This window comes from Zoogloea sp. (assembly GCF_041904905.1).
Taxonomy (GTDB): Bacteria; Pseudomonadota; Gammaproteobacteria; order Burkholderiales; family Rhodocyclaceae; genus Zoogloea.
The window spans coordinates 1-26,259 of the sequence record NZ_JAYRMI010000028.1 but is presented as its reverse complement, the minus strand read 5'-3'; the positions used below and the strand labels follow the sequence as shown (position 1 = coordinate 26,259).

Genomic DNA, 26,259 nt, shown 5'->3' with positions numbered 1-26,259 from the left:
TCTTTCAAAAGTGACCGGATACGTCAACAGCCGGCCGCTACATCGCTCAGATGACCTAACAAACGCCCCCCTGCCGCATCAAGCCGTTCAGGTACGCGCTGCCGATGCCAACCAAGCCGCTCCGCAATGGCTTTCGTCGTGCCCCCGATGACATACACCTCCTTCAACAGCATGCGGTCTGCTTCGTTCAGCCGTTGCACCGCCTGCTCAGTCTGCTCACATTCATCGATACACCACCCAATACCGAGCGGCGGCCTCGATCCAACGGGTACCGCGCCCACCGGCGCATCATTGAACATCGGCGAGCACTTCGGCCAGCCGACCCCACCGTCCTGATTGCGAACCACCCACCTGCCCCATGCGACCAACAGCGTATTCACGTACGGAATCACTTCACTCCCCTTTCACTCTCAACTGCCATGCCTCGCCAACACTTGCACACGTCCTGAATATCCCGGTCGGTGCCGCTTTCCATGATTCGTCGGATTTCCACCCGCCACGACTCAACCTCCACAGCCGAATGCCAGCCCTGCCTAACCCAACGCCCTGTGACAACATTGAAATCCGCGCGGAATTGCACGACCGCCGCCCGCAGGTGCGCCGGATACTTCAAAACTCGATCTCCTCGTAAACCCCCTCGACCGGCCGGGCGCCGATCTGGCGAGCAGTCGGCCGGTACGCTGGTGCAGACGCCTGCACGAGCGATTGCCGGTACTCATTCAGCCGAACCAGCCGCGCCCGCACGCCCTCGCCCGGCACCATGGCGCCGTGCGCCACAAGCCAGGCCTGCGCCTGCGCAGTCGCCGCCCGGGCAATCTCGGCGCAACGCGCCCGCTGCCGCTCATTCGCCTCCCTGCGATTGCGCTCGCGCTCTTCGGGCGTGAGCGCCGGCTGCCTACGCTGCGCCATGACCACCCCCTTGCTGGGCATTCCAAGCGGCAGCCACTCGGGCACGGAATGCCGCCGCATCCTCGCCCGGCCGCGCCCCGGAGATCCGGAGTCGCCGCGCGAGCGCTTCGAGATCCGCCACGCCGCCCCGCCACGCCCTGGGCGCATCACCCGCGAGCCGTGCAGCCGCCCGTCGCGCTGCCGCCAGATCGTTGGTCACGATCTGAGCGAGATAAGGCAAATTTATGGATTGGGTCGAACCCGCCTTGATCCGCGCCGCCCGCGCCCGCTCGATGACGCCATCCAGCTCGTCCGCAGAGATTCCCGCCGCCACCCAACCGGCCAGCACCGCCGAATCCGAAGGCAGCGCCCGCACCCCGCGAGCATCGAGAACGGCCCTCAAAAACCGCTCCTCGGCGTCCGGAGGCATGCCACTCGCAAACGACTCGTTTTCTGCCGAACTGCGAGCGCTGTCCGCGCCCTGCACGCCGGGAGACGCACCAGACGGATCAGGCTCGGCAGCCAAACGGCGCGCCTGCGCCGGGTGCGAGGCCGGAGGCCGATCTCGACAACCTTCCTCGAAGTCGGCCCCCCGTGGGCCGACGTGTGAGCCCACAGGGCGATCTCGATAAGGGTCGTCGTGGGTTTCGCCGGGTCGCCCGAGCAAGCCGGCTTGTGAGGGCGCAGCCCGATCTCGATTCACCCCCGCGCCAGCGTCGCCCGGCGCTACTTCACGACCAGTTGTTGACGATGATTGGGAGGTGTACAAACCTTGATTCTTGATGTGTGGCGCGTTCGGCTGTTTTTGCCCTTCCGGGTGGGTGGTGCGTTCCACCCCCAAACCCGTCAAACCCCGCATAAAATCAGGGTTATCCGTAGCGTCTGGGGTGGTGCGTTCTGTGGGTAAATGGGTGGTGCGTTCCCGGTGCGTTTGATTTGGGCGGACTTGTCCATAGTCGGCCTTCGCGCACAAAAAACAGAGCACCGGCCCGCCGATGGCGACGAGCAGTCCGGCCTTGATCAGCCGCTTCACGTACCGCCGGGCCACCTCCTGCGCCTCGTCCGGCGTCTTGCCGAGGCGCACAACCTGCACCCCGGCTCCCTTCCGCACCTCGTACTCACCGTGCTCCGCAATCGCCTGATAGCTGATGCCGGATACCGTGCCCACACGTCCGGTGCGCCGATCCATCCGGCTCCGGATGAACACGTACGTCTTCACCAGACAGTCCTCGATCCGGTAAAGCGTCTCCAGCTCGGCGTCGTTCAGGTAAATGCCCATGGCGTCTTATCGGCTCGCCTCGACGCCAAGCGCCCACACGTAACGCCCCAGGTCGTCGCGGGAGATACCGACATCATCAATCTGGATCACCAGCCGAGCGGCCTCTCGCGGCATGCGTGCCGCCGGCAGCCAGACAATCTCATCGCCCTTGATCGCATCCCGGTTGCGGTAGCGGAAGTAGCGCCCAACCTGCGCCCAAGGCTCCCGGCACCACAGCAGATCGCCAGGACGCCCCCACGGGCAACGCCAATCCAGCACGCCCTCGCGGAACGCCGTATCCAGCAGATCCGCCTCGCTATCCCCGGGCGCGTACATCATCCCGAGTTCGGCCAGCGCCGCCCGCAACAGCGCGAGCGCCTTGTCACCCAGCGCAGGCTGAGGCGACATCGGCAGCAAGACTTCGCCACGCCGGCACAACATCAACTCCCGATGCTTCTCCGGCGCCAGCTCGATGGGGCGTTCGATCACTTCCCGCCTCACTTGGTCACCCGCGCCATCTCGTTGATCGATCTCCGCAGGGCGGTGAGCTCTTCCGCCACCGACCGCATCAGCACTTCGGTCTGCTTCTCGAACTTCGCCAGCGCCGCGCCCACGTCCTTCTTCACCGCGGCATTGCCAGCCCGGATCTCAGCGACCAGCCCCGCACAGTTCTGCGCGACATCACGCAGCGTCTGGCCATTGGCCCCCTGCTGACGGAACAGCCCCTGAATCCCCTCCTGAAGCTTGTCGAGCCGACCGTCCATCTCATCGAGCGCCGTGGAGAGATTGCGATCCACGGCCCGCTGCACCGCCGTGCCCGCTTCGGCCTGCAGCACCTCGCGCACCACATCGGCCAGCGCCTCGCCGCCCAGCCCCAGCCCGGAGAGCTTCAGCTTGCAGCGCGTCCGGACCGCCTCCTGAGCAGCTACCACGTCAACATCCGCCCACAACAGGCTGCCCGCCGCATCACGGCCAACGGGCGCAATGCCGCAGTCCGACAACACCTGCTCAAGCAACCGCGCCGGCACAGCCGACACCTTAAGCACTTCCTGAACCCGCTCGATGCGCATCAACTCCCGCATCACCATTACGTCGGCTCCCACGTCACCTCCCGATAAACAAAATCGCCCGAGCAATCGGGCAAGCCCCAGGCCACCGCCTGGGCGCGCATCACCCGGCAACGCTCGGCCGGAGCCACGTACGCGCACGCCAAGCACGGCGCCTGCTGCTGCGGTGCCGGCAACAAGGCCACCGGCACAGCCAGAAAGCGCAAGGTCACCCCGGGCAGTTCCACATCACGCTCCACGCAGAAAGGCCCGGAAGGCCACCGCCGTGCAGATCAGCTCATCCACCATCGGCTCCAGCACCGCACGCTCGTCCGGGTCGATCCGGCCGTCCTCCAGCGCCTCGGCGCCCTGCGCCATTGCCTCCGATGCGCGCCGCGTCAGCGCCATGAACGCCTGCACCACCTCGCGCGGGCTCGCGTCCGCGTCCCCAATCCGCACCGTAGTGCGGTCGATCAACAGCGCCAGCGCATTGGCCGTCGGCACACTGCGCGTCCGCTCGAACACCTCCAGCAGCTCCCGCGCGGTGGGCACCTTGTCGAAGATGTTCGGGTTGAGCTTGTCGGCCAGCACGCACGGGTTCATCCCCAGCTCGTTGGCCAGCGCCGTCACCCCGCCCGGGTAGCGCTTCGCGTCGCTGTGCAGCGCCACAAACACCGGCCGAAACCGCGTCTTGGGGTGCTCCAAATCCGTCAACGCCGGGCCTCTTTCACGTGTCATCGCCTACACCCCTCCATAAACTAAATTCATCCCGCTGCCCATATCGAGCACCTAGAATGACAATCAGGTTCAACCCACCCATCCGGTCATGCCCACCAAGTTCACTTACCCCACCGCCGCTTACGGGCAGGCCACCATCGAACCCAGGCGCGACGGCCGCTGGCACATCGTGTTGGGCGGCGAACATCTCGGCAGCTACCCCAGCCCGCGCAAGGCATTCAGCGCCCTCGTCACCGGCAGCGCCCTATCCCACACCCGCTGCCCCGACACCTCCCGCATCGGCCTGCCCACATCCTTGTGCGGCTGGACGCGCATCAAGATCTCGCTCGAACCCATGCCGCCCCATCCCTCACGCGAACGGCTCATCAGCGGCAACCTCAGCCCCCTTCGCTAGGCGAAAAAATCCCCGCCGGCACCCATGAACCGGCGGGGGGAAGCACTCGGCGGAGGAGACACCACGCCGAGAGGAGGGAGAAAATTGCGTGAGGGGCATCATGCAGACGCCTGCAAAGCAGCAGGCCTGGCCGTACCGCGCAGGTACGCCCAATCGACATCCGGGCGCAGTTCCTCGACCGTTACCCGGCCACCCGATTCGCGGTCGATGGCGATGGCCAGCGCCTCGCCACAGGTCTTGCCATAGGCGATGTTGCGCAGGTGGGCGTGGGACGTTCCACAACGCGCCGCGAAGGCTTTGCGGGCCGCGACGGGGATAGAGCGGAGGTAGGCCTTGAGTTGCATGCGCCGAAACATACACCAGAAGGTGTAATCAAACAACACCTAACGGTGAGTATTCGGCGCTGCAACCATTTGGTGTAATCGAATCATGGAAAAAAATGACATCGCCGCAGCTCGCCGCGCGCTGCTTCAGGCGGAAGTGAATCGCCAAGGCCTAGCAAATGTCGCCAGGGCCGCTGGCAAACCTGATCGGCAGATCAACGACATGATTGCCGGCCGAAAGTCATTCGGCGAAAAGGTAGCGCGGGAGATTGAGTCACGCTTACGTCCCGACCTCCACGCGGGATGGCTGGTGTCACCTCACCTATCACTTTCGTCTAATACCCATCCGTCACAAGAATCGGCAGAATCACGTCTTGTTGAGAACGTCACCCCGGCGCCAGAGATCAAGGGCCGCATTCCGCTGATCTCCTGGGTTCGCGCCGGAGAGTGGAGCGAGGCTGTCGATATTTACGAACCGGGGTACGCCGAACGCTGGCTGCCGCACCTGAAGCGCAACGGAGAGCACACCTACGCGCTACGCGTCGATGGCGACTCGATGACGGCCCCCTACGGCAAGAGCTACCCGGACGGCTGCATCATCTTCGTCGACCCAATGCGCCGCAGCCCCAACTCGGGGGACAGGATCATCGCCAAGCTCGAAGGCGCCAACCAGGTGACGTTCAAGACCTACGTGGAGGATGCAGGCCGCCGATGGCTCAAGCCCCTCAACCCTCAACATCCACCGATCATGGAGCCGTTCCGCGTGCTGGGGACGGTGATTGGGAAGTGGGAAGACGACTAACGATGCCCTTCAGAACGCATTTCGGGCATTCCTTGGTCAATCTGCGCATTTGACATAAAGATCAGATTCGCAGCGTGTCGATTGATTTTTCAACGGAAAATACATCGCAGCCATGAAGGCCAATCAACATCCCCCTACCGCGCTCCAGGTCAATCAGTACCACACCATCTCTTCACGGCTTGTGCATCTGGACGGAAACAATCCACGACACATAAGTCTTGAGCGCGAATCAGAGATCATCGCGGCGCTCTGTGACAATCAACTGATTGCACTCGCCACCGATATTGCATCGCAAGGTGCGATGAGCCCTCTGGAGGTCATGGGAGTGATCGAACACGAGGGCATGCCCGGGCACTTCATCGCCGTAGAAGGCAATCGACGGACGTGCGCCCTTATCCTACTCACCGACCCGGCCCGAGCCCCTAATGCCGAGTCTCGCAACACCTTCAAGCGCCTCGCCAAAGAGGCCAAAATACCCAGCCAGCTTCACGTCTTCCTGTTTTCCGACCGAGCGAAGGCTCAACCCTGGATTGATCGCCGGCACCTGGGCCTGCAGGGCGGCATCGGCACCAGGGAATGGGATGCAGGTGCAAAGACGCGGGCCGCCACGCGCTCGGCAGCAAACACCACAGCGAAGGCCAACATCCTCGCGCTTCGCGTGCTCGAACGCTTGCTTGCGCTTGGACTGCTGAGCAAAGAGCAGCACTCCGCAGTTCCAATCACCACGCTCTCGCGCTACCTCAACAACAAAACTCGCCGGGCAATATTGGGGCTGGGCGATCTCGACGCGGAAGGGCAACTGGTCTTTACCCACGAAGCCGCAGAAGTCGATACGGCGCTCCACAGACTTGTGCTCGATGCCCTACCGAGAGCAGACAACGAAACACCCCGCGTTCACTCGCGCGCGCAAGCAGGCGAGCGTGACGACTACGTTGGACAACTCGCGTCGCAAGGGCTCACCCCCTCCACTCGGCTCCCAAAACCCGCACCACCCCCAAAACCGCAAAGCACGGCCGCCGAGACATCCGGTTCCAGCGCAACCCGCACCCGAAGCACGGCCAACCCAGCACATCGTCTTCGGCTCATCAACAGCAGCTTCACGGTCAAGACGACAGACAAGGCGCTAGCCAAACTTCGAAATGAAATGCTGCACCTACCGATTGACGATCATGAGTTTGCCGCCAATTACCTTGTGCGCGCATTCGTCGAGCGCGTAATGCTGCTCTACTTTCGCCACCATCTCCCGAACCGTCACCCCAAGAACGACGCCGAACTTGCTCAGCAGTGCGCCCATTTTGCGCAGGCAAACAGTGCCCCTCGCCCTGTACAACAAGTGCTAGGCCAGGCCAATTCGGACAAACACATTTCTCATGGCCTTCACGCCCTGGGTGGAGCGGTTCACGGAAACACCTTTCCAACGCGAAGGCAGCTCATCGCCGTGGTTGACACTTGGGAACCCGCCCTTCAGTACATGCTCGCAGCCATAAAATCCTGAGTCCAATCGGGCCAGGCACTGCTGGCCAAGTGAGGTTGTTTTTGCTACCGTGTCTTCATGCCTACCACAGACTCCCCCCTTCGATACCCAGGCGGAAAGACGCAGCTGACTCCGTTCGTACTGGATCTGGCTCGCACAAACGGGCTTCTGCGGGGCGTTTACGCCGAGCCCTTTGCGGGCGGGGCCGGAATCGCGTGGCGCTTGTTGCTCAATGGCGACATGAACGAAGTGTGGCTGAACGACGTAGACCCCGCGATACATGCATTCTGGCATTCCGTCGTTAACGAACCAGACCCACTGTGCGAGCGAATTCTCAACACCGAGATCACGCTGGCTGAGTGGACGCGTCAGCGAACCGTTCTCCAGGATACGGGCGCAGACATGCAGTCACTGGCCTTCGCCACACTGTTCCTCAACCGGACCAACCGGTCTGGCATTCTTAAAGGGGGGGTGATTGGGGGAAAGAACCAGGACGGCAACTACAAGCTCGACTGCCGCTTTAACCGCGACGAATTGATCCACAAGATTCAGCGAATTCACGGTTACCGAGAAGTCATCCAGCTGAGCCGCCTTGATGCCGAGGAGTGCCTTAAGGCTTGGAGCACGCGGCTTCCAAAACGGTCGTTGCTCAATATCGATCCGCCGTATTTTGCACAGGGCCGCGACCTGTATCTGAGCTACTACGAGACCGACGATCACGCTCGCCTGGCGAAATTGGTCAAAGGGCTTCAGTGCCACTGGATGCTAACTTACGACGACACCCCCGAAATCGAAGAGCTGTACACCGGGCTTCCGATGTACCGCAAGGGGCTCACCTACTATGCGCAGGTCAAGCGCAAAGCATCTGAACTACTCGTCCTCTCTCCCCGACTCACAGTGCCAACCGGTCTCACAACCAACCCAATCGCACCCATCCCTGAGACGCAAGGATCAGCGTCCTCAATGGCTATCGCAGGCTAACCTGCAACTTTAGGCCGCCTGCAGCAGCGACGCATCCACCCGCACCACCACATCGTCCCAGGGCACGAAAACCCGCCCGCCCTCGTCCTTCTCAATCAGCCCGTGCTCGATGAGCTTCTGCACATCGGCATGCACATTTGAGTAATTGCGCGAAAGCGCTTTTGCGACCGCGTAAATCGACACCGGCCCCGCGCGCTTCACCTCACGTAGCGTATCCAGGCGACGCGGTGGCAGCTCGCTGAGCAGCTGCGCAGCGCTGGCAAAGTTCAGCCGGTAGTCGGCGGGCTCCCCCACCTTCCCCGCCTCGAGCGCATCCGCCAGGGCGAGCAGGCCGTCTCGGGTCTTGCTCCAGTCCGAGATTCCGATGATTGCGCGATTTGCCATGATCAACCTCCTGTCAGTGCGTCGACTTCCACCAGGAAGCTACGCAACGTCTGCGCCATCGACACGAAGCTGAAGGGCACTTCCGCCTCATCGGCCCCCACGTGCTTGTGGTCGCCCTTCCCCGCTTCGTTGTCGTAACGGACCAGCGTCTTGCCTTGCAGGCCCGCGTAGAGCCGGTACTTGTAGCCATGCGCGCTGCCGCGCACCGGCGGCTCCACCGCCCAGATCACGATCTCAATCACCACACCGTTCGGCAGGGTGTCTTTGCTTCGCTGCAGTAGTGTGGCGCCCATGTATTGCATTGTACAGATATAGCATCAGGCACGCTTTACACCGTACGGTGTTGACTTAATTTTCACCATTTGGTGTAATCCTCTGACCCCACCGCACCCGGCCACCGGCCGGGCGGTCCGGAGGCTGGAGAAAACCGTGCAAACGTCTGCACAACACACTTACTCAACCAAGCCCCTCGCACTGGGCAGTCGCGTCAGCCTCGAAGGCAGCAACGAGGTTGGCACCATCATCGGCCATGCCACCTATCTGAACGACGCCCCGTCGTGGCGGGTGCGCTACATCAACGCCCACGGTTGCTTGACCACCGATTGGTGGCCGACTGAGGCGCTGAAGCCCATCCACGAGGCCACCTCGGACAAGCCGGCCGCCCTCCTTGGCGTCCAGGAGAAGCTCGAGATTGCGGCGCGGCTCGTTAAAAAAGGCGATGCCGCCATGTCTCCTGAAGACAAGGCGGCATTCGGGATCGACACGTTCAAGCTGACTCAGAACACGCCGGATGAGCTCAGCGCCCGTGTCGGCGCATTCCTCCAGGCGCTATCTGATCGCCTCATCGAGCAAGGCGACCACATCCGCCTTTGTAAGGACGCCCCGCTCCACCAAGAGCCCGGCAAGCAAACAGGCGAACTTGGCTGAGCGCAGACCTTCTATGCCCTTTTTTTCAGTCAGGGCATAGAACAACTCCCGCTCCAATTCGTATTCCTTTTCTTCCATGTTGATCTCCTTGGCTGATGACATGCAAATCATAGCCGAGGACTCCGAGGAAAGAACCATGACTAACATCAACACCACCCGCATCGACCGCCTGCACGCCATCTGGCAGCGCCGCACCGCGCGCTTTCGTGAGGCCCACTACGCCCCGCGACTGGCCGACGAGCATTGCGACCGCGTAGGCCGCAACCATCCCACCTACAAGCAGGCCCGCGAGCTGGTGCAGCGCGCCCTGCGCCGCATGGAGATCATCAACCGGCAGACCATGCGCCTCGCGCGCCTGCAGATTGCCGCCGCCGGCATCGCGGCCAGCGTGGCAGCGCCGGCCCTTGCCGACGAATGGACGGATACCCAGGTCACCAAGGCGCTCGCGCTGGCCACCCTCACTGCGGCCGACTGGGCGCAGACCCGCAACATCGCCCGCCACCCCGTGCGCTGGCATGAGAACAACCCGCTCCTGGGCGAACACCCGAGCACGGGCGCGGTGGATCGGCACTTCATCGCCGGCGCCCTGATCGGCGCCGTCGTGCTCGACGCGCTGCCCACGCCCTACCGCGACTGGGCGCTGAATGCCGGCCTCGTCCTCGAGGCGGGGTGCGTGGCCAACAACCTGCGCCTGGGCATCGGCATCAAGTTCTGAGGATATTCGCCATGCCCACCTCCCCTTCCGCCGCCCAGCGCCTTGCCCGCCTCGAGGAGATCGCCGATGGCATGTTTGCCGCCCTCGCCGATCTGCGCCTGACCGACGCCCGCCGCAAGGGCCGCGACTCGGACGTGCATTACGGCCAGTGCCATGCGCTGGCCAACCTCGGGTTGATCGACGCGCCCCGGGTTCAGGCGCTCGACCAGCAGGTCGCCGACGCGGCGCTCTCCTACTACGCCAACACCCCTACGACCGAAGGAGCCAACCATGGCTGAAATGGCCCCCAACCAAGCCGCCATCCTCGCGATGATCGTCTGCATCCTTGGCCTGATCTGGATCGCCCACCGGCTCGACTGCCGGGCACGCCGCCGCAATGCAGCGCACCGGGCCGAGCGCGCACGCCGCGCGGCCCAGCTGCAGCAGGTGATCGCACGCCGAACCGATCCCAGCCCGCTACCTGGCGAGGCAGCGGCCGAGCACCTGGCGCGACTTGCCCGCCTTCGGCTGCCCCGAGCCCAGTCGGCGCTACACGAAGACCCGATGCGCCGGCACACCTCCTCCCCCTGCGTGATCGCGCCCGCCTCGATGGCCGAGCCGCCGCGCCCCATCACCATCGGCGACACCACCGACCACGCCCGCCCGCGCCGGACGCCGGCTTCGACCACCACGGCCATCGAGGAGTGATCGCCATGGCCTACAAGATCATCGCGGGCCTGATCGGCCTCGTCTGCTACAGCGGGCTGATCTGGTTCTGCTGCCGACTGCTGGCCACCAACCACCTCGACGAGGACGAGCAATGAGCGCCCTCGCCCTCGTCATCACCCGCCAGGTGGCCGAGCAGCTGTCGCAAGCCCTGCTCACCCTCGCCGCCAGGCAGCCGGACATCGCCACCGCCGAAAGCGTGGCCCGGCGCCTGACCAGTGCCGGCGTGCCGGCCGAGGCCTGCGGTCACGCCGACAGCTGCGCGATTCATGTGTGGGTCAAGGTCGGGCCGGTCAACCCGCTGCGGCTGGAGGCTGCGCTCACCCGGCTGGATCTGTGCATCGCCGACCAGTACCCCGGCCACACCGACTACACCCTGCGCCTCGCCGGCATCGACGTGCCCCTGTACGTCACGGCGAGCACCGCGCCGCTCGATGGCCCCGAAAAGTGACCGTCTATGAAGGCCGGCTCTTATGCGTGCATCCGCTCTGCCACCGCTGGCCGGACGCGCGCAAAGAACTCCGCACGTTCGTGTCGGCCCGCTCACCGGAAGAGGCAACCGAGGCTGCGAAAGAAAACTTTGCATCGTCGGATCGGCGCCGGTGCCGCGAATGCCACCGCCCTATCGCACTGCGCCACCTTGAAATGTGGAACACCGACGGCAACGGCAACGCCACCGACAAAGTAATGGTAACGCCATGAACACCCGCTTTCCGCCACCTACCGAGGATCAGCTGCGCGAGGCCTACCAACGCACCCAACTGGCCCGAATGGGCATCACGTTCGAGGCAGCGCTGCAGGACCGCGCCATCACCGGCTCGCTGACCGGCATGGTCAATTCCGACCGGCGCTGGGCAGAGACGACTCTCGGCAAGGGCTCGCAGCGGATCGAACGAATGAACAAGGAGGAATGATGGACAACGTGATCACGATGGTGCCCGACAACGCCACGCTGTGGGACATCGCGCATCTGGCCAGCGCACAAGGCCTGCACCTCATCGACAACGGCAAGCGCTGGGCCCTGGCGCGCACGATCCCGCCGGGCTGGAAGGCCGTTCCCCTGAACACCGACATCCTGAACACCGACATCCTGAACCGGAGCGCAGCATGAGCTACAGCTACAGCACCAACGGCGAGCAGTTCCACGGAAAGTTCGACACGCCCGAACAAGCCGCAATCGAAGGCTTCACAAAGCACCCCGAACAGCAGGCTGTCGAAGTTGGCGAGGCCATCACCCACCCCGCAGAGCACTACGTTTCTGCCCGGTCGATTGTCGACGACATGAAGTGCGCCGCAGACGATACGGCCGGCGAAGCGGCCGAAGACTGGCTCGATTACGCCACGGAAGCGCAACTTGCCGAGCTGGAGGCACTGGTCGCCGCGTGGGTGAATGAGGTCGACCCGCCCAATTTCTGGGGAATCGGCAACACCCACACCATCACCCGTGCCGAACTGATCGCGAAGGGCTTGCTCCAGGGAGGCGCAGCATGACCGCCCGCGACGAAGGCCAGCTGCTGCGCGCCGACGTGGAGCTTTGCTTCCCCAGCCCCACAAACCCGCGCAAGAGCTTCCCCGAGGCCGAGCTGCAGGAGCTTGCCGAGAGCATCAAGCAGCTGGGCGTGATGCAGCCCATCCTTGTTCGCCCGCTGCCGGCCGAGATCAAGGAGCGCTTCGGCGCCGCCGCCAAGGCCGAGCTGGAGATCATTGCCGGCGAACGGCGGTGGCGTGCATCGTGCCTGGCAGGGCTGCGGTCTGTCCCGATCCTGCTGCGCCACCTCGACGACAAGACTGTGATCTGCATGCAGGTGGTCGAGAACCTGCAGCGCCAAGACCTCAACGCCATCGACGAGGCAGAAGGCTTTGGTCAGCTGCAGGCCCAGGGCATGAGCGCCCAGGACATCGCCACCCAGGTGGGCAAGAGCAAGGCCTACATCTACGCCAAGCTCAAACTGCTGGCCCTGTGCGAGGAAGGCCGCGCCGCCCTACGCGAGAAGAAGATCACCGAAAGCGTGGCGCTGCTCATCGCGCGCGTCCCGGTGGCCGACCTGCAGCGCGAAGCGCTGGCCGAGGTGACCGAGCTCGACTATGACGGCGAGCCGATGAGCTACCGGGCAGCCGCCCGCTACATCCAGCGCGACTTTACCCACCGCCTGGAGCGCGCCCCGTTCGACCTCTTCGACAAGACCCTGAACCCGGCCGGCACCAACTGCAACGACTGTCCCAACCGCCTGGGCAACCAGCCCGACACGGCCGAGGAACTTGCAGACGTCTGCACCGACAACGCGTGCTACCGCGCGAAGGTCGAGGCCCACAAGGCCGCCCTGCAGACACGTGCCGCCGCCGAAGGTCGCGAGACGATCAGCGGCGCCGCTGCCAAGAAGATCCGGCCTTACCCCACGTCGAGTTGCCAGGAGGGCTACGTCGCCCTGGACGAACGCTGCTACGAGCTGGAGGGCTACCCCAAGTACCGCGAACTGTTTGCCCAGGTGCTGGCTAGCCAGGTGCCCGTGACGCTGCTCGACCACCCGGACGGCGAATCCCTCGAGGAGATCGTCGTCAAGGCCGATCTCTCGAAGGCGCTGCGCGATCTGGGCGTGGAGCTCATCACCCGATCCAACGACTCCCTTGCCCTACGCAAGAAGGAGGAAGAAGCCGCCGAGGCCGAGAACCGCTTCCGCCGCCGCCTTTTCAACGAGATCCGCTCGCAGCCCGTGCTGATGCTGACCACCCCCGATCTTCTCGGGCTGGCCACATTCGGCCTCGAACGCCTCTACGAGGAATACCGCTATCTGGTCGCCCAGACGTGGTACCCGGAGTGCAAGAAGAAGGAAGCACTAGAGCGGCTGCACGAACGCCTGCCGAACATGGCCGACGTGGAACTCATGGCCGTGCTGCGCGACATCGTGCTGGCCCAGGACGTGAAGTCCATTTCATGGATGGGCACCAGCCAACCCACCCGCCTGCTCGCCGCCGCCGAACGCATCGGCATCGACCCCGAGCGCGTCCGGAAGGACCAGCAGCGCGAGGACGCCGGCACCACCGTCATCTATCGCAACCCCAACGCCCCCGACTCTGAATGGAACGGCAAGGGCAAGAAGCCCCTATGGGTCGAGGCCTGGGAGAGTACCGGCAAGTCCATCGACGAACTCGCCGTCGAGATCAGCACCAAGCAGCCCGCGAACAAGAAGAAAGGGAAGAAGTAATGCCAAAGCCCCGCGTCAATCCAACCAAGGCCGTCCTGAAGCCCGTCATGGTCTGCCGCGAGACCCTGTCCGACCTCACCGGCCTGTCGGAATCCCTCATCGAAGCCAAGATCCGCGCCGGCACCTTTCCGAAGCCCCGTCAGGCTTCGGAACGGCGCGTGGCGTGGCTGCTGAGGGAGATTGAGGAGTGGGCGGAGAAACTGCCGGTGTCGGATCTACCGCCACCGGCGAATACGGGGCGTATCTAGTGATGCTGGAATCCTACTTTTGATGGGAGTTGCAGCTAATGTTAAATCCGATCAAAGACGAATCAGGTGATCTCGAAACGTATGTCGCATAACACTTTTTGCCTTCAGATACGAAATCCACAAACCCGCCGGATAAAAGACTGCGAGGCGTATTGTTTAGAGTTATCGCAAGGTTACCGTTTGGATCGACGCTACGAATACCGAAGGAGGCAGATTCGCCAAGACGTATTCCACCGCCTCCAGGGCGAAGCCAGAAATCTGGACGCTGCGCACCCAGCTTAGTGCTATCCCCAAGGAAAGCGGCCGCCGCCTCCACAGCCCGGGCTTGACTAGCAATTTCCTGTAACTTTGCTGTCAAGTCTGGAGATGTCGGCTGAGCCGTATGTAGCTTTAGTGCTTCATTACTCAATGTGATGAGATTCTGCGAGTAAGCAACAGTACGTTCTGGAGCTGTTGCAATATCAAACTTGGTCTTTCCCCAAGCACCACCGACCACGGCAACAACGAGGCCAACAATTATTGGAAGAAAAAGGTCTTTTACCGGATACCATCTCCCGCCCGTTCCGCCACCCGACGTAACATGGAATTCCTGATGCACGTTGCCGGATATTTGGGCACCTGCGCCGATGTTTCCCGCGCGATTAACAGCTTCTGAATTGTCCACACCAGGGGGGGAGCGATCAGCCATTTACCTTCTCCACGTTGAAATTTGCGCCTCTTGCAGCAGTCTCCAAGCCGCTGTCGAGTCGCTCAAGCCAGCACGCGCGTTGTTCATTATAGTCGTGGCGATTGTACACCCCAACCATTCGTTTTGGCATATGCCCAATAAGGGCCTCACCGACTTCATCCGGGCATCCAAGCTTCGCCAGTAACGTCCTCGACGTACGTCGCAGGTCATGCGGCGCCCAGTGCGTTACCCGCAGCCGAGGTCTAACCCACTCCGGCCTCGTCTCGCTGTATGGCTGATACGTGAAAACCGCCGCTTGGATGGACTTCTGCTCCACCGGCCGCACCGGCACTACCCCCTTCGCGGGGAACAGATAGCCGTCACCGTAAAGCGCCTTTCGCCGCTGCACTACGGCTAGCGCCCGGCCGAACAGCGGCACCCGATGATCCGTTGCATTGGCGTACCTCGCGTTCTTCGTCCGAGCTTTCGGGATCGTCCACCACCATTGGTCGCCCTCAACCGTCACCTCGGCGCCAGACATGCCGCAGATCTCTGAGCCGCGGGTGCAGGTCCAGAGGTACATGGTCAGCACATCCTCGACCAGGCGCGTGAAGTTCGGTAGCCAGCGGATCAACTCGCCAACCTCCTGCTCTGACAGTACACGCTTCACCACCCCGACCTTCTCGCCAGCGATCGCCTTACCTTTCGAACGCACTTTGCCACGCAGTATCAGACGCCACCAGTTCGGCACCGTCTCGGCCAGGCGCCCTGCATCAATGGCGTAATCCCACGCGGCACCGAGCTCCGCACGGAGCTTGGCGGCCTGTACCGGAATCCGCGTCGCGTATCCCTGGATCAGGTCGAAAGCCTGCGCCCGCGTCACCTCCGCCGCGGGCACTTGGTTGAGTTCATCGAGCATCGTGTTGAACATTCTTCGAATCTCGACACGGCCCTTCATGGCCCGATTGTGGTCAATGTATCCGTCCAGGTAGTCCTCACAAAGCCGCTGTACCGTATAGGCCTGCACCTTGGCCTTTTGGGCCTGCTCCGCCGCTTGGGCGCGCGCCTCTGCTCGCGCGGCACGCTTGTCAGCGGCAATGTCCTCGCCCGCATCCCGGCGACGCTTCAGTCCCTCCCATGCGACAATCGCAGCCGAAACCGACATCTCCGGCCAGCGACCGATTTTTACCTGCCGTATGCACCCATCGATGGGGCTTCTGTAGCGATAGGCCCACGTTCGATACTGTGCAGACGCCCGCAAACGCAGGCCCGGATAGTCGTCAAGGGTAAGGATCTCCCCAGGTGCAAGCAGCTTGGCCGCCCGCGCGTCAAAGGTGGTCATGGTGTAACTTTCCTATCGCTCTCGGTGCGGAGAAGCGTAGCAAATAAAGTTACATCAAAAGCTACACAGAAATGCCTAGTTTGACTGCGTAGCCACTACCCCATGACTAAGATCGTCGCCCGCACTACCGATACAGTTTAGTAAGCAGGATCAACGGCTTGACCAAGAAAACCGAAAAAATTCAGGGCCTCACGGAAGACGAGATAAGCTCTCATACCCCGATGATGCAGCAGTACCTCCGCATCAAGAAGGATCACCCGGACACCCTCCTCTTCTACCGCATGGGCGACTTCTACGAGCTGTTCTTCGAGGACGCCGAGAAGGCCGCGCGGCTGATGGACATCACCCTCACCACACGGGGTTCGTCCGCCGGGCAGCCGATCAAGATGGCCGGGGTGCCGCACCATGCGGTCGAGCAATACCTCGCGCGGCTCGTCAAACTGGGCGAATCCGTGGTGATCGCCGAGCAGGTGGGCGACCCGGGGGCCACCAAGGGGCCGATGGAGCGCGCCGTGTCGCGCATCGTCACGCCCGGCACGCTCACCGATGCCGCGCTGCTCGACGACAAGGCCGACGCGCCGCTGCTGGCGGTCAACCTGCACCGGGGTGTGCTGGGGCTGGCGTGGCTCAACCTCGCGAATGGCGACTTCCGGGTGCTCGAATGCGACGCGCCCCAGCTCGCAGCCCAGTTCGAGCGCCTTCGCCCGGCCGAGGTGCTGATCCCCGACGGCCTGCGCCTGCCGCTGCTCGATCAGCTCGCCCCCAGCCTGCGCCGGCTGGCCGACTGGCAGTTCGACGCCGAGACTGCCCGCCGACTCCTCACCGCCCACTTCGGCACCCGCGACCTGGCCGGCTTTGGCGCAGACGAGATGCCGGTGGCCCTGGCCGCGGCGGCTGCGCTCTTCGACTACGCCCGCGCCACCCAGCGCCAGGCGCTCGCCCACATCACCGCGCTCACCGCCGAGCGGGATTCGGCCTACCTGCGCCTCGACGCCGCCACCCGGCGCAATCTGGAACTCACCGAAACCCTGCGCGGCGAGGCCGCGCCCACCCTGCTGTCGCTCCTCGACACCTGCGCCACCAGCATGGGCTCGCGCTGGCTGCGTCACGCGCTGCACCATCCCCTGTGCGACCGCGGCATCGCCGCCCACCGCCATGCGGCCGTGGCCGAGCTGGGCGAAGGCCCGGCCGAGATCGCCCGGCGCGTGCTGCGGGGCGTGGCCGACGTGGAGCGCATCACCGCCCGCGTGGCCCTGCGCAGCGCCCGCCCGCGGGATCTCTCCGCCCTGCGCGACAGCCTGGGCCGCCTCGCCGAACTGCGCGCCGCCATCGGCACGCCCACCGCGCCGCTGCTGCAGCGGATGATGGAAGAACTCGCCACGCCGGATGCGGCGCTCGACCTGCTCGTCGCCGCCATCGCCCCCGAGCCCTCCACGGTGCTCCGTGACGGCGGCGTGATCGCCGAAGGCTTCGATGCCGACCTGGACGAGCTGCGCGGCATCCAGACCAACTGCGGCGCCTTCCTGCTCGATCTCGAAGCCCGCGAGCGCGAGCGCACCGGGGTGCCCAACCTCAAGGTCGAGTTCAACCGGGTGCACGGCTTCTACATCGAGATCTCCGCCGCCAACGCCGCCAAGATCGAGCTGCCCGACGACTACCGCCGCCGCCAGACCCTGAAGAACGCCGAACGCTTCATCACGCCCGAGCTGAAAGCCTTCGAGGACAAGGCCCTGTCGGCCCAGGAGCGCGCCCTCGCCCGCGAGAAGCTGCTCTACGAAGAGGTGCTCGACAAGCTCGCCGCCGACATCCCGCGCTTCCAGCGCATCGCCCGCGCCTGCGCGGTGCTGGACGGCCTCTCCGCCTTCGCCGAGGCCGCCGCCCGCTACGGCTACGCCCAGCCGCAATTTACCGACCAGCCGGGTATCGAGATCAATGCCGGCCGCCATCCGGTGGTCGAACGGCAGGTGGAAAACTTCATCGCCAACGACTGCCGGCTCGACCCCACCCGCCGGATGCTGCTCATCACCGGCCCCAACATGGGCGGTAAATCCACCACCATGCGGCAGGTGGCGCTCATCGTGCTGCTCGCCCACGTGGGCTGCTTCGTGCCGGCCAGCAGCGCGCGCATCGGCCCGGTGGATGCCATCTTCACCCGCATCGGTGCGTCGGACGACCTGGCCTCCGGGCGCTCCACCTTCATGGTCGAGATGACCGAAGCCGCCAGCATCCTCCACGGCGCCACCGACCGGAGCCTGGTGCTGATGGACGAGATCGGCCGCGGCACCTCCACCTTCGACGGCGTGGCCCTCGCCGTGGCCATCGCCCGCCACCTGCTCGAGAAAAACCGCTGCTGGACGCTGTTCGCCACCCACTACTTCGAGCTGACCCGCCTCGCCCAGGATTACCCCGAGTGCGCCAACGTGCACCTCGATGCCGTCGAGCACAACCACGGCATCGTCTTTCTGCACGCGCTGGAAGAAGGCCCGGCCAGCCAGAGCTACGGGATCGAGGTGGCGGCGCTGGCCGGCATCCCCGGCGCCGTGGTGCGCGACGCCAAGCGCCGCCTGCGCGCGCTGGAGAACCGCGAGGTGAGCGGCGGCCCCCAGGCCGACCTGTTCGCCAGCCTGCCGCCCGACGAGCCCGAAGCCGTCTCCCACCCGGTGCTGGGCGCCCTGGCCGACATCGACCCGGACGCCCTCACCCCGCGGGAAGCCCTCGAAGCGCTTTACGAACTCAAACGCCTCACCCGCTGACGATGCGCCCTGCCCTGCTCCGCCGCCTGCTCGCCGGCTTCGCCCTCACCCTTGCCGGCAGCACGGCGCTGGCCGCCGAGGGCTTTGCCTTCGGCCTGTTCGGCGACACGCCCTACAACGGCTTCGAACGCCGCCACCTGCCGCTGCTCATCGCCCAGATGGACGCCGAACCGCTGGCCTTCGTGGTGCACGCCGGCGACATCAAGGGTAGCAGCGAGCGCTGCGACGACGCGCTGTACGCCGCCCGGCTGGCAGATTTCCAGGCCAGCCACCACCCCTTCGTGTTCGTGCCCGGCGACAACGAGTGGACCGACTGCAACCGGCGCGCCGCCGGGGCTTACGACCCGGTCGAGCGCCTGGCCCGCCTGCGCCAGCTCTTCTTTGCCGACCCCCGCAAGAGCCTGGGCGCCAACCCGATGCCCGTCGAGAGCCAGGCCGACGACCCGGCCTTCGCCGCGTGGGTCGAGCACCAGCGCTGGCAACTTGGCCCGGTGCTGTTCGCCACCCTCAACGTGCCGGGCAGCGACAACAACGTGGGCCGCGGCGCGGGCCCGTCGGAGGAGTTCGTGCAGCGCAGCGCGGCCGTCAAGGCCTGGCTGGCGGATGCCTTCCGGCTGGCACGGGAGAAAAAGCTGGAGGGCGTGGTGTTGATCCAGCAGGGCAACCCGGATCTGGAAGATTTCAGCGCCGGCCGCCCCAGCCGGGGCTACCGCCAGCTGCTGGAGCAGCTCCTCGCCGAAACCCGCCACTTTGCCGGCGAGGTGTTGTTCGTGCACGGCGACACCCACGTGCACCGCATCAACCAGCCCCTGGCCGACCCGGCCAGCGGCGCGCTGGTGGAGAACTTCACCCGCGTCGAAACCTTTGGCTCACCCTTCATGGGCTGGGTGAAGGTGGAGGTGAAGCCGGGGGCGAGGCCGCTGTTCCGCTTCCAGTCGCGGCATTACTCGCCCGGTGGCGGCCAGTGAGCTTACTGCTGGACGGGGCGCAGGCGAGCCTGGACGCGCTCCAGCGCCCGGCGCACGCCTTCGGCCGCCGCCTCGACACCATCGACGGCCGCCGCTTCCTGCACCACGTGGTAGTGCAGCACCAGCAGGCCGCGCATCTTGTCCCAGGCGAGCTGGTTGGTGGTGCTGCACAGGCTGGTGTCGCCCCGCAGCACGGCCTCGGCCACGCCGGGTTCCAGCAGCGGCACGTCGCACAGCTGGGCCAGCCGGGCGATCTCCAGGTCGATGGCTTCCAGCTCGTGATTGAAGTTTTCGAAGGTGCTCATGTTCCGTTTCCTTGAATCGCGCAGCCCCGATGCCGGCGCCGTCGCTGCACTGCAGCATACACCCGATCGACTATGAACGACGACATCGACATCAGCGAGGAAGGTGGCGTGCGCTACCTGCACTTCGGCCCGGATTCCATCCAGGGCGCGATGCGCATCCGCAAGCCGGATGCCCTCGAACTCGACTACACCCGCGAGATGATGGTCGGCCTGCTGCTGCGCGATGCGCCGTGGCCGGCCCGGGTGCTGCTGATCGGCCTGGGTGCCGGCTCGCTGGCCAAGTTCATCCATCGCCATGTGCCCCAGGCGCACACCACGGCGGTGGAGATCCTGCCCGAGGTGCACGCGGTGGCGTGCCAGTTCTTCCGCCTACCCGACGAGGACGAGCGCCTGCGGGTGGTGATCGGCGACGGCGCGGCCTTCGTGGCCGAGGATGAAACCCGGTGGGATCTGATCGCGGTGGACGGCTTCGACAGCAAGGCCAGCGCCGGCGCCCTGGCTGGCCAGCCGTTTTACGAAGCGTGCCGGGCGCGGCTGTCGGATCGCGGCCTGCTGACGGTGAACCTGTTCGGGCAGATGCGGGGCTTCAAGGCCCAGCTCCAGCGCCTGCGCAAGGCTTTTGGCGGCCGGGTGCTGGCGCTGCCGGCGGTGGACAGTGGCAACGTGGTGGCCTTTGCGACTGCCGGCGAGGCGGTCGAACTGAGCCTCGCCACCCTGCGGGAGCGCGCCAAGGCGCTCAAGGCCGCGACGGGCCTTGATCTGGCGCCGACGATCCGCCGGCTGGCGCAGTCCGGCAACCTGCCCGACGAGCGCGTCCGGCTCTGATTCAGCCCTGGCAGGCCGCGGCCCGCTTCGCCAGCACCGCCCGCGCCACCTTGGAGGCCGGCGGGCGGCCCAGGCGTTCGCTGATCCAGCCGGCGGTATCCACCAGCTTGTCGAGGTCGATGCCGGTTTCGATGCCCAGGCCGTCGAGCAGATACACCACGTCTTCGGTGGCCACGTTGCCCGAGGCGCCCGCCGCGTAGGGGCAGCCGCCCAGGCCCGCCACCGCCGCGTCGAACACCGCCACGCCGGCTTCGAGCGACGCGTAGATGTTGGCCACCGCCTGGCCGTAGGTGTCGTGGTAGTGGCCGGCGAGTTTTTCCACCGGCACCTGGCGGGCCACCGCGTCGAGCATCCGCCGGGTCTTGCCCGGGGTGCCGACGCCCACGGTGTCGCCCAGGCTCACCTCGTAGCAGCCCATCCGGTAGAGCGTGGCGGCCACGTCGGCCACCACTTGCGGGCTCACCTCGCCTTCGTACGGGCAGCCCAGCACGCAGGAGACGTAGCCGCGCACCTTCACCCCGGCTGCCTGGGCGGCGGCCATCACCGGCTCGAAGCGCTTGAGGGATTCGGCGATGCTGCAGTTGATGTTCTTGCGGCTGAAGGATTCGGACGCGGCGCCGAACACCGCCACCTCGGTGGCCCCGGCGGCCAGCGCGGCCTCGAAGCCCTGCAGGTTGGGGGTGAGCACCGGGTAATCGACGCCCGGCAGGCGCGCGATCCGGCGCAGCACTTCGGCGTTGTCGCCCATCTGCGGCACCCATCTGGGCGACACGAAGGAGGTGGCTTCGATGGCCGGCAGGCCGGCGGCGCCCAGGCGGGCGATCAGCTCGAGCTTGGTCTCGGTGCCGACCACCTGCTTTTCGTTCTGCAGGCCGTCGCGGGGGCCCATCTCGACGAGGCGGACGTGAGTGGGGAGGGTCATGGCGGGGGCTCCGTCAGGCGGTGGCGGCTTCCTGGAGGCCCAGGGTCTGCTTCATCTTCTCGCGGATCTGGAACTTCTGGATCTTGCCCGTCACCGTCATCGGGAAGCTGTCCACAAAGCTGATGTAGCGCGGGATCTTGTAGTGGGCGATCTGGCCCTGGCAGAAGGCGCGCACTTCATCTTCGGTGAGGCGCTGGCCGTCGCGCACGATGATCCAGGCGCACAGCTCCTCGCCGTATTTCTTGTCCGGCACGCCCACCACCTGCACGTCGAGCACCTTGGGGTGGCGATAGAGGAACTCCTCGATCTCCCGCGGGTAGATGTTCTCGCCGCCGCGGATCACCATGTCCTTGATGCGCCCGACGATGTTGCAGAAGCCTTCCTCGTCGAGGGTGGCGATGTCGCCGGTGTGCATCCAGCCAGCCTTGTCGATGGCTTCGGCCGTCTTGGCCTCGTCGCCCCAGTAGCCCAGCATCACCGAATAGCCGCGGGTGCACAGCTCGCCGGGGGTGCCGGGGGGCACGATGCGGCCATCGCCATCGACGATCTTCACCTCGCAGTGGGGCTGCACCCGGCCCACGGTGGACACGCGGCGTTCGATGGGGTCGTCGGTGCCGCTCTGGAAGCTCACCGGCGAGGTCTCGGTCATGCCGTAGGCGATGGTCACCTCGCTCATGTTCATCTTGTCGATGACGCGCTTCATCACCTCGATGGGGCACGGGCTGCCGGCCATGATGCCGGTGCGCAGGCTGGAGAGATCGAAGCGCGCGAACTCGGGGTGATCCAGCTGGGCGATGAACATGGTGGGCACGCCGTAGCTGGCGGTGCATTGCTCTTCGGCCACCGCCTCGAGCACCGCCAGGGGCTCGAAGGCTTCGGACGGATAGACCATGGTGGCGCCGTGGGTGAGGCAGCCCAGGTTGCCCATCACCATGCCGAAGCAGTGGTACAGCGGCACCGGGATGCACACCCGGTCGCCCGGCACCAGGCGGATCGCCTCGCCCACGAATAAGCCGTTGTTGAGGATGTTGTGGTGCGAAAGCGTGGCGCCCTTGGGGTTGCCGGTGGTGCCGGAGGTGAACTGGATGTTGATGGGGTCGTCGAACTGCAGCGCATCGCCCAGCGCCTGCAGCTCGCCCAGCTCGTCGCGGCTGGGGCTGACGAACAGGTCGTCGAAGTTGAGCATGCCGGGGCTGTGGTCGTGCCCCAGGCGGATCACCATCTCCAGGCTGGGCAGCTTGTGGGCGCGCAGCAGGCCGGCTTCGCAGTGGGCAAGCTCGGGCGCCAGATCGGCCAGCATGGCCAGGTAGTCGCTGTGCTTGAAGCTGGGCGACAGGATGAGCGCGCGGCAGCCCACCTTGTTGAGGGCGTATTCCAGCTCGCTGCGGCGGTAGGCCGGGTTGATGTTGACCAGCACCAGCCCGGCCTTGGCGGTGGCGAACTGGGTGAGCGCCCACTCCACGTTGTTCTGGGACCAGATGCCGATGCGCTCGCCGGGGGCGAGGCCCAGCCGGCGCAGGCCGCAGGCCAGGGCGTCCACCTTGCGGCGCAGCTCGGCGTAGGTGAGGCGCACCTGCTGGTGGCGCACCACCAGCGCCTCGCGGCTGCCGTGGCGGGCGCAGGCTTCGTCAAAATGGCGGCCGATGGTCTGGCCGATCAGGGGCTTGTCCGACGCACCGTGGACGTAGCTCGATTGGATCATGTGTCTCCTCACACTCGATTCTCGGGTCAGGCTCCCACCCGTCTGCGCGGGCCTGTGGGGAGCGGGAATAAAAACGTCGATCGACAGCGGCAGCCCGCGCGGGGCCCGGCGCCGGGCACCCTGGGGCCCTGCCCCGCCGTGTTGCGCCGGGCGCCCGGGGCCTTGCCCGTGGGGCACGGGGCCTTGCGGCGGGGTTCCGGTGCCTTGCGCGCAAGGCAAAAAGCCTTGCGACCGAAGCCCGACGCCTTGTGGACGCGGGCGCGGGCCTTGCAACCGGCACCCGGCGCCTTGCAGCTGGTTCGACACGCCTTGCGGCCGAAGCCCGATGCCTTGCGTGCAAGGCAAAAAGCCTTGCGACCGAAGCCCGGTGCCTTGCGGGGGCGGCCCGATGCTTTGCGCGCAAGGCAAAAAGCCTTGCGGGCGAGGCCCCCGGGCTGGGGCGCAAGGCAATCAGTCGGCCTCGAACTCCACCAGCTCGGCCCCGTCGCCCACCTGATCGCCCACCGCAAAGCGGAAAGCCTTCACGGTGCCGGCGGCCGGCGCGGTGATGGTGTGCTCCATCTTCATGGCTTCGAGGATCAACAGCGGTGCGCCCTTCGCAACCGTGGCGCCCTCGGCCGCCACCAGGGCGATCACCTTGCCGGGCATCGGGGCCAGCAGGCCGCCCTCCGCGCCGCCGCCCTCGCCGCCGTGGTGCAGCGGGTCCACCGCCGCAAACTGCCACGCCAGCCCCTGGCCGAACAGGTGGCGCCGCTCGCCGGCGTGGATCACCGTGGCGGTGGTGCGCAGGCCGTCGAACTCGGCCCGCAGCAGCCCGCGGGGGTTGAGGCTGCCCGAGACGCGGCTCACGCTGCCGTCCAGGGCCACCTCGAAGCTGCCGCCGCGATGGGTGACGGTGAGGTGCTTCTCCACCTCGCCCAGGCGGTAGATCTTGTTGCGGCTGGGCGTGGTGTTGAGGCGCCAGCCGTCGCGCCGGTGCCAGGGCGAATCGGGCTCGCTGTGGCGGGCGGCCAGCTGGGCGGCGTGCTCGCGCTCGCGCAGCAGGTCGGCCAGGGCCACCGCCAGCCAGGCCTCGCGGGCCGGCTCGCGCTGGGCGGGGAAGAGGTAGTCCTTCTCGCGCTCGATGAGGCCGGTGTCGAGATCGGCATTGGCAAAGGCCGGGCAGGCGGTGAGGCGCGACAGGAACTCGATGTTGTTGGCCACGCCCACCACCCGGTATTCGGCCAGGGCCTGGAGCATGCGGGCCAGGGCCCGGTCGCGGTTCACGTCCCACACGATGAGCTTGGCGATCATCGGGTCGTAGAAGGGGCTGATCTCGTCGCCCTCCTCCACCCCGGTATCCACCCGCACGTGCAGGTCTTCGGCGGGGGGCGAGAGGTGCACCAGCCGGCCGGTGGAGGGCAGGAAGCCCTTGGTCGGGTCTTCGGCGTAGATGCGCGCCTCCAGGGCGTGGCCGTTGATGGCGAGCTGCTCCTGGGCCAGCGGCAAGGGCTCGCCGGACGCCACGCGGAGCTGCCACTCCACCAGATCGAGCCCGGTAATCATCTCGGTGACCGGGTGCTCCACCTGCAGGCGGGTGTTCATCTCCATGAAGTAGAACGTGCCGTCCTGGTTGGCGATGAACTCGACGGTGCCGGCGCCCACGTAGCCCACGGCCTTGGCGGCATCCACGGCGGCCTTGCCCATCGCGGCGCGGCGCTCCGCCGTCATGCCGGGGGCCGGCGCCTCTTCGAGCACCTTTTGATGGCGGCGCTGCACCGAGCAGTCGCGCTCGAACAGATACACCACGTTGCCGAAGGTGTCGCCGAACACCTGGATCTCGATGTGGCGCGGGCGGGTGAGGTATTTCTCCACCAGCACGTGGTCGTCGCCAAAGCTGGACGCCGCCTCGCGCTTGCAGGAGGCCAGCGCATCGATAAAGTCCTCGCTCTTCTCGACGAGGCGCATGCCCTTGCCGCCGCCGCCCGCCGCGGCCTTGATGAGCACCGGGTAGCCGATGGCGTCGGCCTGGGCGTTGAGGAAGTCCGGCGCCTGGTTGTCGCCGTGGTAGCCGGGAGTGAGCGGCACGCCGGCCTTCTCCATCAGCTTCTTGGCCTCCGACTTGGAGCCCATCGCCCGGATCGCCGACACCGGCGGGCCGATGAAGACGATGCCGGCGGCGTCGCAGGCGTGGCAGAAGGCTTCGTTCTCGGACAGGAAACCGTAGCCCGGGTGGATCGCCTGGGCGCCGGTCTGCTTTGCCGCGGCGATGATCTTGTCGATCACGAGATAGCTCTCGCGGGCCGCGGCCGGGCCGATATGCACGGCCTCGTCGGCCAGGCGCACATGGCGGGCGCCGGCGTCGGCGTCGGAATACACCGCGACGGTCTTGATGCCCAGGCGCCGCGCCGTCTTGATGACGCGGCAGGCGATTTCACCGCGGTTGGCGATCAGGATTTTATTGAACATCACGGACTCCCGCGGTGAAATCGCCAGCGCGGGCCCTGCCCGCAAGGCGATGTGACTTCGTCGCTGCGCCGCTTCGCGGCTGGTCACCGCGGTTGGCGATCAGGATCTTGTTGAACATGCTTGTCTCCCCCGCCCGGGCCCATGCGTGCCCGAAGCTGCTGATTCCGTAGGTCGGGGTTGGGCGGCGGAAACCCACGCCCCCAAAAACACCCCCCCCGCCCCCCGCCCACCCCCAAAACGC

General features: G+C 65.7%; 35 protein-coding genes. 18 read left to right on the top strand and 17 right to left on the bottom strand.

Annotation, left to right across the window (positions count from 1 at the left end; all coding sequences use genetic code 11):
* Positions 1-23: 23 nt before the first annotated feature.
* From ACE3N6_RS09950 to ACE3N6_RS09920, 7 genes are all read right to left on the bottom strand, one after another.
* Complete coding sequence (locus ACE3N6_RS09950; RefSeq protein ID WP_374245293.1) at positions 24-392, bottom strand: antiterminator Q family protein; 369 nt, start codon at positions 390-392, stop codon at positions 24-26.
* 217 nt (positions 393-609) lie between these two features.
* A complete protein-coding gene (locus tag ACE3N6_RS09945) occupies positions 610-909 on the bottom strand; it encodes a hypothetical protein (RefSeq protein WP_374245291.1) in 300 nt (99 codons plus the stop codon).
* Positions 896-2,167 (bottom strand): hypothetical protein, encoded by a 1,272-nt coding sequence (locus ACE3N6_RS09940; RefSeq protein WP_374245289.1) that lies wholly within the window; start codon positions 2,165-2,167, stop codon positions 896-898. The genes ACE3N6_RS09945 and ACE3N6_RS09940 overlap by 14 nt, the downstream gene beginning before the upstream one ends.
* 6 nt (positions 2,168-2,173) lie before the next feature.
* Entirely contained in the window at positions 2,174-2,635 is a 462-nt protein-coding gene (locus ACE3N6_RS09935; RefSeq protein ID WP_374245287.1) for a hypothetical protein, read from the bottom strand.
* Positions 2,636-2,643: 8 nt separating this feature from the next.
* A complete protein-coding gene (locus ACE3N6_RS09930) occupies positions 2,644-3,234 on the bottom strand; it encodes a hypothetical protein (RefSeq protein WP_374245285.1) in 591 nt (196 codons plus the stop codon).
* A complete protein-coding gene (locus tag ACE3N6_RS09925; RefSeq protein ID WP_374245283.1) occupies positions 3,234-3,440 on the bottom strand; it encodes a hypothetical protein in 207 nt (68 codons plus the stop codon). The genes ACE3N6_RS09930 and ACE3N6_RS09925 overlap by 1 nt, the downstream gene beginning before the upstream one ends.
* Before the next feature lies 1 nt (position 3,441).
* Positions 3,442-3,897, bottom strand: a complete 456-nt coding sequence (locus ACE3N6_RS09920; protein WP_374245281.1) for a phage regulatory CII family protein — start codon at positions 3,895-3,897, stop codon at positions 3,442-3,444.
* 121 nt (positions 3,898-4,018) lie between these two features.
* Between ACE3N6_RS09920 and ACE3N6_RS09915 the strand changes: the two genes are divergently transcribed.
* Positions 4,019-4,324 (top strand): hypothetical protein, encoded by a 306-nt coding sequence (locus ACE3N6_RS09915; protein WP_374245279.1) that lies wholly within the window; start codon positions 4,019-4,021, stop codon positions 4,322-4,324.
* Positions 4,325-4,422: 98 nt separating this feature from the next.
* On the opposite strand, the gene ACE3N6_RS09910 is transcribed toward ACE3N6_RS09915, so the two are convergent.
* On the bottom strand, positions 4,423-4,668 hold the full coding sequence (locus ACE3N6_RS09910; RefSeq protein ID WP_374245277.1) for a transcriptional regulator: 246 nt from the start codon (positions 4,666-4,668) through the stop codon (positions 4,423-4,425).
* An 85-nt stretch (positions 4,669-4,753) separates the two neighbouring features.
* Here ACE3N6_RS09910 and ACE3N6_RS09905 point away from each other — a divergent pair, with 85 nt between their 5' ends.
* The 3 genes from ACE3N6_RS09905 (at position 4,754) to ACE3N6_RS09895 (ending at position 7,904) form a co-directional block, all read left to right on the top strand.
* Positions 4,754-5,449 (top strand): LexA family protein, encoded by a 696-nt coding sequence (locus tag ACE3N6_RS09905; RefSeq protein WP_374245275.1) that lies wholly within the window; start codon positions 4,754-4,756, stop codon positions 5,447-5,449.
* Between the two features lie 112 nt (positions 5,450-5,561).
* Positions 5,562-6,944: a hypothetical protein gene (locus ACE3N6_RS09900; protein ID WP_374245273.1), complete on the top strand. Its 1,383-nt coding sequence runs from the start codon at positions 5,562-5,564 to the stop codon at positions 6,942-6,944.
* A 57-nt stretch (positions 6,945-7,001) separates the two neighbouring features.
* Entirely contained in the window at positions 7,002-7,904 is a 903-nt protein-coding gene (locus ACE3N6_RS09895) for a DNA adenine methylase (RefSeq protein ID WP_374245271.1), read from the top strand.
* Between the two features lie 9 nt (positions 7,905-7,913).
* On the opposite strand, the gene ACE3N6_RS09890 is transcribed toward ACE3N6_RS09895, so the two are convergent.
* Positions 7,914-8,288, bottom strand: coding sequence for a hypothetical protein (locus ACE3N6_RS09890; protein ID WP_374245269.1), 375 nt, complete (start codon positions 8,286-8,288; stop codon positions 7,914-7,916).
* A 2-nt stretch (positions 8,289-8,290) separates the two neighbouring features.
* Positions 8,291-8,581, bottom strand: a complete 291-nt coding sequence (locus tag ACE3N6_RS09885) for a DUF6516 family protein (RefSeq protein ID WP_374245267.1) — start codon at positions 8,579-8,581, stop codon at positions 8,291-8,293.
* Positions 8,582-8,717: 136 nt separating this feature from the next.
* Here ACE3N6_RS09885 and ACE3N6_RS09880 point away from each other — a divergent pair, with 136 nt between their 5' ends.
* The 11 genes from ACE3N6_RS09880 (at position 8,718) to ACE3N6_RS09830 (ending at position 14,086) form a co-directional block, all read left to right on the top strand.
* A complete protein-coding gene (locus tag ACE3N6_RS09880; protein ID WP_374245265.1) occupies positions 8,718-9,215 on the top strand; it encodes a hypothetical protein in 498 nt (165 codons plus the stop codon).
* 136 nt (positions 9,216-9,351) lie between these two features.
* Complete coding sequence (locus ACE3N6_RS09875) at positions 9,352-9,930, top strand: hypothetical protein (RefSeq protein WP_374245263.1); 579 nt, start codon at positions 9,352-9,354, stop codon at positions 9,928-9,930.
* An 11-nt stretch (positions 9,931-9,941) separates the two neighbouring features.
* Positions 9,942-10,208, top strand: a complete 267-nt coding sequence (locus tag ACE3N6_RS09870) for a hypothetical protein (RefSeq protein ID WP_374245262.1) — start codon at positions 9,942-9,944, stop codon at positions 10,206-10,208.
* On the top strand, positions 10,201-10,617 hold the full coding sequence (locus tag ACE3N6_RS09865; RefSeq protein WP_374245260.1) for a hypothetical protein: 417 nt from the start codon (positions 10,201-10,203) through the stop codon (positions 10,615-10,617). Before ACE3N6_RS09870 ends, ACE3N6_RS09865 begins: the two co-directional genes overlap by 8 nt.
* 112 nt (positions 10,618-10,729) lie before the next feature.
* Positions 10,730-11,086: a hypothetical protein gene (locus ACE3N6_RS09860; RefSeq protein WP_374245258.1), complete on the top strand. Its 357-nt coding sequence runs from the start codon at positions 10,730-10,732 to the stop codon at positions 11,084-11,086.
* Entirely contained in the window at positions 11,083-11,337 is a 255-nt protein-coding gene (locus ACE3N6_RS09855) for a hypothetical protein (protein WP_374245256.1), read from the top strand. The genes ACE3N6_RS09860 and ACE3N6_RS09855 overlap by 4 nt, the downstream gene beginning before the upstream one ends.
* A complete protein-coding gene (locus ACE3N6_RS09850; protein ID WP_374245254.1) occupies positions 11,334-11,549 on the top strand; it encodes a hypothetical protein in 216 nt (71 codons plus the stop codon). Before ACE3N6_RS09855 ends, ACE3N6_RS09850 begins: the two co-directional genes overlap by 4 nt.
* A complete protein-coding gene (locus ACE3N6_RS09845; RefSeq protein ID WP_374245253.1) occupies positions 11,549-11,746 on the top strand; it encodes a hypothetical protein in 198 nt (65 codons plus the stop codon). Before ACE3N6_RS09850 ends, ACE3N6_RS09845 begins: the two co-directional genes overlap by 1 nt.
* Positions 11,743-12,126: a hypothetical protein gene (locus ACE3N6_RS09840; RefSeq protein ID WP_374245251.1), complete on the top strand. Its 384-nt coding sequence runs from the start codon at positions 11,743-11,745 to the stop codon at positions 12,124-12,126. Before ACE3N6_RS09845 ends, ACE3N6_RS09840 begins: the two co-directional genes overlap by 4 nt.
* Complete coding sequence (locus tag ACE3N6_RS09835) at positions 12,123-13,838, top strand: ParB/RepB/Spo0J family partition protein (RefSeq protein WP_374245249.1); 1,716 nt, start codon at positions 12,123-12,125, stop codon at positions 13,836-13,838. The genes ACE3N6_RS09840 and ACE3N6_RS09835 overlap by 4 nt, the downstream gene beginning before the upstream one ends.
* Entirely contained in the window at positions 13,838-14,086 is a 249-nt protein-coding gene (locus tag ACE3N6_RS09830) for a helix-turn-helix transcriptional regulator (protein WP_374245247.1), read from the top strand. The genes ACE3N6_RS09835 and ACE3N6_RS09830 overlap by 1 nt, the downstream gene beginning before the upstream one ends.
* A gap of 13 nt (positions 14,087-14,099) precedes the next feature.
* Here the strand turns inward: ACE3N6_RS09830 and ACE3N6_RS09825 are convergent, their stop codons facing one another.
* Positions 14,100-14,774, bottom strand: coding sequence for a hypothetical protein (locus ACE3N6_RS09825; protein WP_374245245.1), 675 nt, complete (start codon positions 14,772-14,774; stop codon positions 14,100-14,102).
* Positions 14,767-16,095, bottom strand: coding sequence for a tyrosine-type recombinase/integrase (locus tag ACE3N6_RS09820; protein ID WP_374245243.1), 1,329 nt, complete (start codon positions 16,093-16,095; stop codon positions 14,767-14,769). The genes ACE3N6_RS09825 and ACE3N6_RS09820 overlap by 8 nt, the downstream gene beginning before the upstream one ends.
* A gap of 221 nt (positions 16,096-16,316) precedes the next feature.
* Between ACE3N6_RS09820 and mutS the strand changes: the two genes are divergently transcribed.
* Positions 16,317-18,848: a DNA mismatch repair protein MutS gene (gene mutS, locus ACE3N6_RS09815; protein ID WP_374245241.1), complete on the top strand. Its 2,532-nt coding sequence runs from the start codon at positions 16,317-16,319 to the stop codon at positions 18,846-18,848.
* 2 nt (positions 18,849-18,850) lie between these two features.
* On the top strand, positions 18,851-19,816 hold the full coding sequence (locus tag ACE3N6_RS09810) for a hypothetical protein (protein ID WP_374245239.1): 966 nt from the start codon (positions 18,851-18,853) through the stop codon (positions 19,814-19,816).
* Between the two features lie 2 nt (positions 19,817-19,818).
* On the opposite strand, the gene ACE3N6_RS09805 is transcribed toward ACE3N6_RS09810, so the two are convergent.
* Positions 19,819-20,121 carry a hypothetical protein gene (locus ACE3N6_RS09805; protein WP_374245237.1) on the bottom strand — a complete coding sequence of 101 codons (303 nt, stop codon included), beginning with the start codon at positions 20,119-20,121 and terminating at the stop codon, positions 19,819-19,821.
* Between the two features lie 72 nt (positions 20,122-20,193).
* Between ACE3N6_RS09805 and ACE3N6_RS09800 the strand changes: the two genes are divergently transcribed.
* Positions 20,194-20,946 carry a fused MFS/spermidine synthase gene (locus tag ACE3N6_RS09800; RefSeq protein WP_374245235.1) on the top strand — a complete coding sequence of 251 codons (753 nt, stop codon included), beginning with the start codon at positions 20,194-20,196 and terminating at the stop codon, positions 20,944-20,946.
* Position 20,947: 1 nt separating this feature from the next.
* Here the strand turns inward: ACE3N6_RS09800 and ACE3N6_RS09795 are convergent, their stop codons facing one another.
* From ACE3N6_RS09795 to ACE3N6_RS09780, 4 genes are all read right to left on the bottom strand, one after another.
* On the bottom strand, positions 20,948-21,868 hold the full coding sequence (locus ACE3N6_RS09795) for a hydroxymethylglutaryl-CoA lyase (protein ID WP_374245233.1): 921 nt from the start codon (positions 21,866-21,868) through the stop codon (positions 20,948-20,950).
* Between the two features lie 13 nt (positions 21,869-21,881).
* Positions 21,882-23,570, bottom strand: coding sequence for an AMP-binding protein (locus tag ACE3N6_RS09790; protein WP_374245231.1), 1,689 nt, complete (start codon positions 23,568-23,570; stop codon positions 21,882-21,884).
* 450 nt (positions 23,571-24,020) lie between these two features.
* A complete protein-coding gene (locus ACE3N6_RS09785) occupies positions 24,021-26,018 on the bottom strand; it encodes an acetyl-CoA carboxylase biotin carboxylase subunit (RefSeq protein WP_374245229.1) in 1,998 nt (665 codons plus the stop codon).
* Complete coding sequence (locus ACE3N6_RS09780; protein WP_374245227.1) at positions 26,008-26,136, bottom strand: hypothetical protein; 129 nt, start codon at positions 26,134-26,136, stop codon at positions 26,008-26,010. Before ACE3N6_RS09780 ends, ACE3N6_RS09785 begins: the two co-directional genes overlap by 11 nt.
* Between the last annotated feature and the right edge of the window lie 123 nt (positions 26,137-26,259).

Coding starts and splice junctions, on each gene's coding strand:
- ACE3N6_RS09945 (WP_374245291.1), bottom strand. CDS start 909: ATGGCGCAGCGTAGGCAGCCGGCGCTCACGCCCGAAGAGCGCGAGCGC.
- ACE3N6_RS09940 (WP_374245289.1), bottom strand. CDS start 2,167: ATGGGCATTTACCTGAACGACGCCGAGCTGGAGACGCTTTACCGGATC.
- ACE3N6_RS09930 (WP_374245285.1), bottom strand. CDS start 3,234: ATGGTGATGCGGGAGTTGATGCGCATCGAGCGGGTTCAGGAAGTGCTT.
- ACE3N6_RS09915 (WP_374245279.1), top strand. CDS start 4,019: ATGCCCACCAAGTTCACTTACCCCACCGCCGCTTACGGGCAGGCCACC.
- ACE3N6_RS09910 (WP_374245277.1), bottom strand. CDS start 4,668: ATGCAACTCAAGGCCTACCTCCGCTCTATCCCCGTCGCGGCCCGCAAA.
- ACE3N6_RS09905 (WP_374245275.1), top strand. CDS start 4,754: ATGGAAAAAAATGACATCGCCGCAGCTCGCCGCGCGCTGCTTCAGGCG.
- ACE3N6_RS09900 (WP_374245273.1), top strand. CDS start 5,562: ATGAAGGCCAATCAACATCCCCCTACCGCGCTCCAGGTCAATCAGTAC.
- ACE3N6_RS09895 (WP_374245271.1), top strand. CDS start 7,002: ATGCCTACCACAGACTCCCCCCTTCGATACCCAGGCGGAAAGACGCAG.
- ACE3N6_RS09890 (WP_374245269.1), bottom strand. CDS start 8,288: ATGGCAAATCGCGCAATCATCGGAATCTCGGACTGGAGCAAGACCCGA.
- ACE3N6_RS09885 (WP_374245267.1), bottom strand. CDS start 8,581: ATGGGCGCCACACTACTGCAGCGAAGCAAAGACACCCTGCCGAACGGT.
- ACE3N6_RS09875 (WP_374245263.1), top strand. CDS start 9,352: ATGACTAACATCAACACCACCCGCATCGACCGCCTGCACGCCATCTGG.
- ACE3N6_RS09870 (WP_374245262.1), top strand. CDS start 9,942: ATGCCCACCTCCCCTTCCGCCGCCCAGCGCCTTGCCCGCCTCGAGGAG.
- ACE3N6_RS09865 (WP_374245260.1), top strand. CDS start 10,201: ATGGCTGAAATGGCCCCCAACCAAGCCGCCATCCTCGCGATGATCGTC.
- ACE3N6_RS09860 (WP_374245258.1), top strand. CDS start 10,730: ATGAGCGCCCTCGCCCTCGTCATCACCCGCCAGGTGGCCGAGCAGCTG.
- ACE3N6_RS09850 (WP_374245254.1), top strand. CDS start 11,334: ATGAACACCCGCTTTCCGCCACCTACCGAGGATCAGCTGCGCGAGGCC.
- ACE3N6_RS09845 (WP_374245253.1), top strand. CDS start 11,549: ATGGACAACGTGATCACGATGGTGCCCGACAACGCCACGCTGTGGGAC.
- ACE3N6_RS09840 (WP_374245251.1), top strand. CDS start 11,743: ATGAGCTACAGCTACAGCACCAACGGCGAGCAGTTCCACGGAAAGTTC.
- ACE3N6_RS09835 (WP_374245249.1), top strand. CDS start 12,123: ATGACCGCCCGCGACGAAGGCCAGCTGCTGCGCGCCGACGTGGAGCTT.
- ACE3N6_RS09830 (WP_374245247.1), top strand. CDS start 13,838: ATGCCAAAGCCCCGCGTCAATCCAACCAAGGCCGTCCTGAAGCCCGTC.
- ACE3N6_RS09825 (WP_374245245.1), bottom strand. CDS start 14,774: ATGGCTGATCGCTCCCCCCCTGGTGTGGACAATTCAGAAGCTGTTAAT.
- ACE3N6_RS09820 (WP_374245243.1), bottom strand. CDS start 16,095: ATGACCACCTTTGACGCGCGGGCGGCCAAGCTGCTTGCACCTGGGGAG.
- mutS (WP_374245241.1), top strand. CDS start 16,317: ATGATGCAGCAGTACCTCCGCATCAAGAAGGATCACCCGGACACCCTC.
- ACE3N6_RS09810 (WP_374245239.1), top strand. CDS start 18,851: ATGCGCCCTGCCCTGCTCCGCCGCCTGCTCGCCGGCTTCGCCCTCACC.
- ACE3N6_RS09805 (WP_374245237.1), bottom strand. CDS start 20,121: ATGAGCACCTTCGAAAACTTCAATCACGAGCTGGAAGCCATCGACCTG.
- ACE3N6_RS09800 (WP_374245235.1), top strand. CDS start 20,194: ATGAACGACGACATCGACATCAGCGAGGAAGGTGGCGTGCGCTACCTG.
- ACE3N6_RS09795 (WP_374245233.1), bottom strand. CDS start 21,868: ATGACCCTCCCCACTCACGTCCGCCTCGTCGAGATGGGCCCCCGCGAC.
- ACE3N6_RS09790 (WP_374245231.1), bottom strand. CDS start 23,570: ATGATCCAATCGAGCTACGTCCACGGTGCGTCGGACAAGCCCCTGATC.
- ACE3N6_RS09785 (WP_374245229.1), bottom strand. CDS start 26,018: ATGTTCAATAAAATCCTGATCGCCAACCGCGGTGAAATCGCCTGCCGC.
- ACE3N6_RS09780 (WP_374245227.1), bottom strand. CDS start 26,136: ATGTTCAACAAGATCCTGATCGCCAACCGCGGTGACCAGCCGCGAAGC.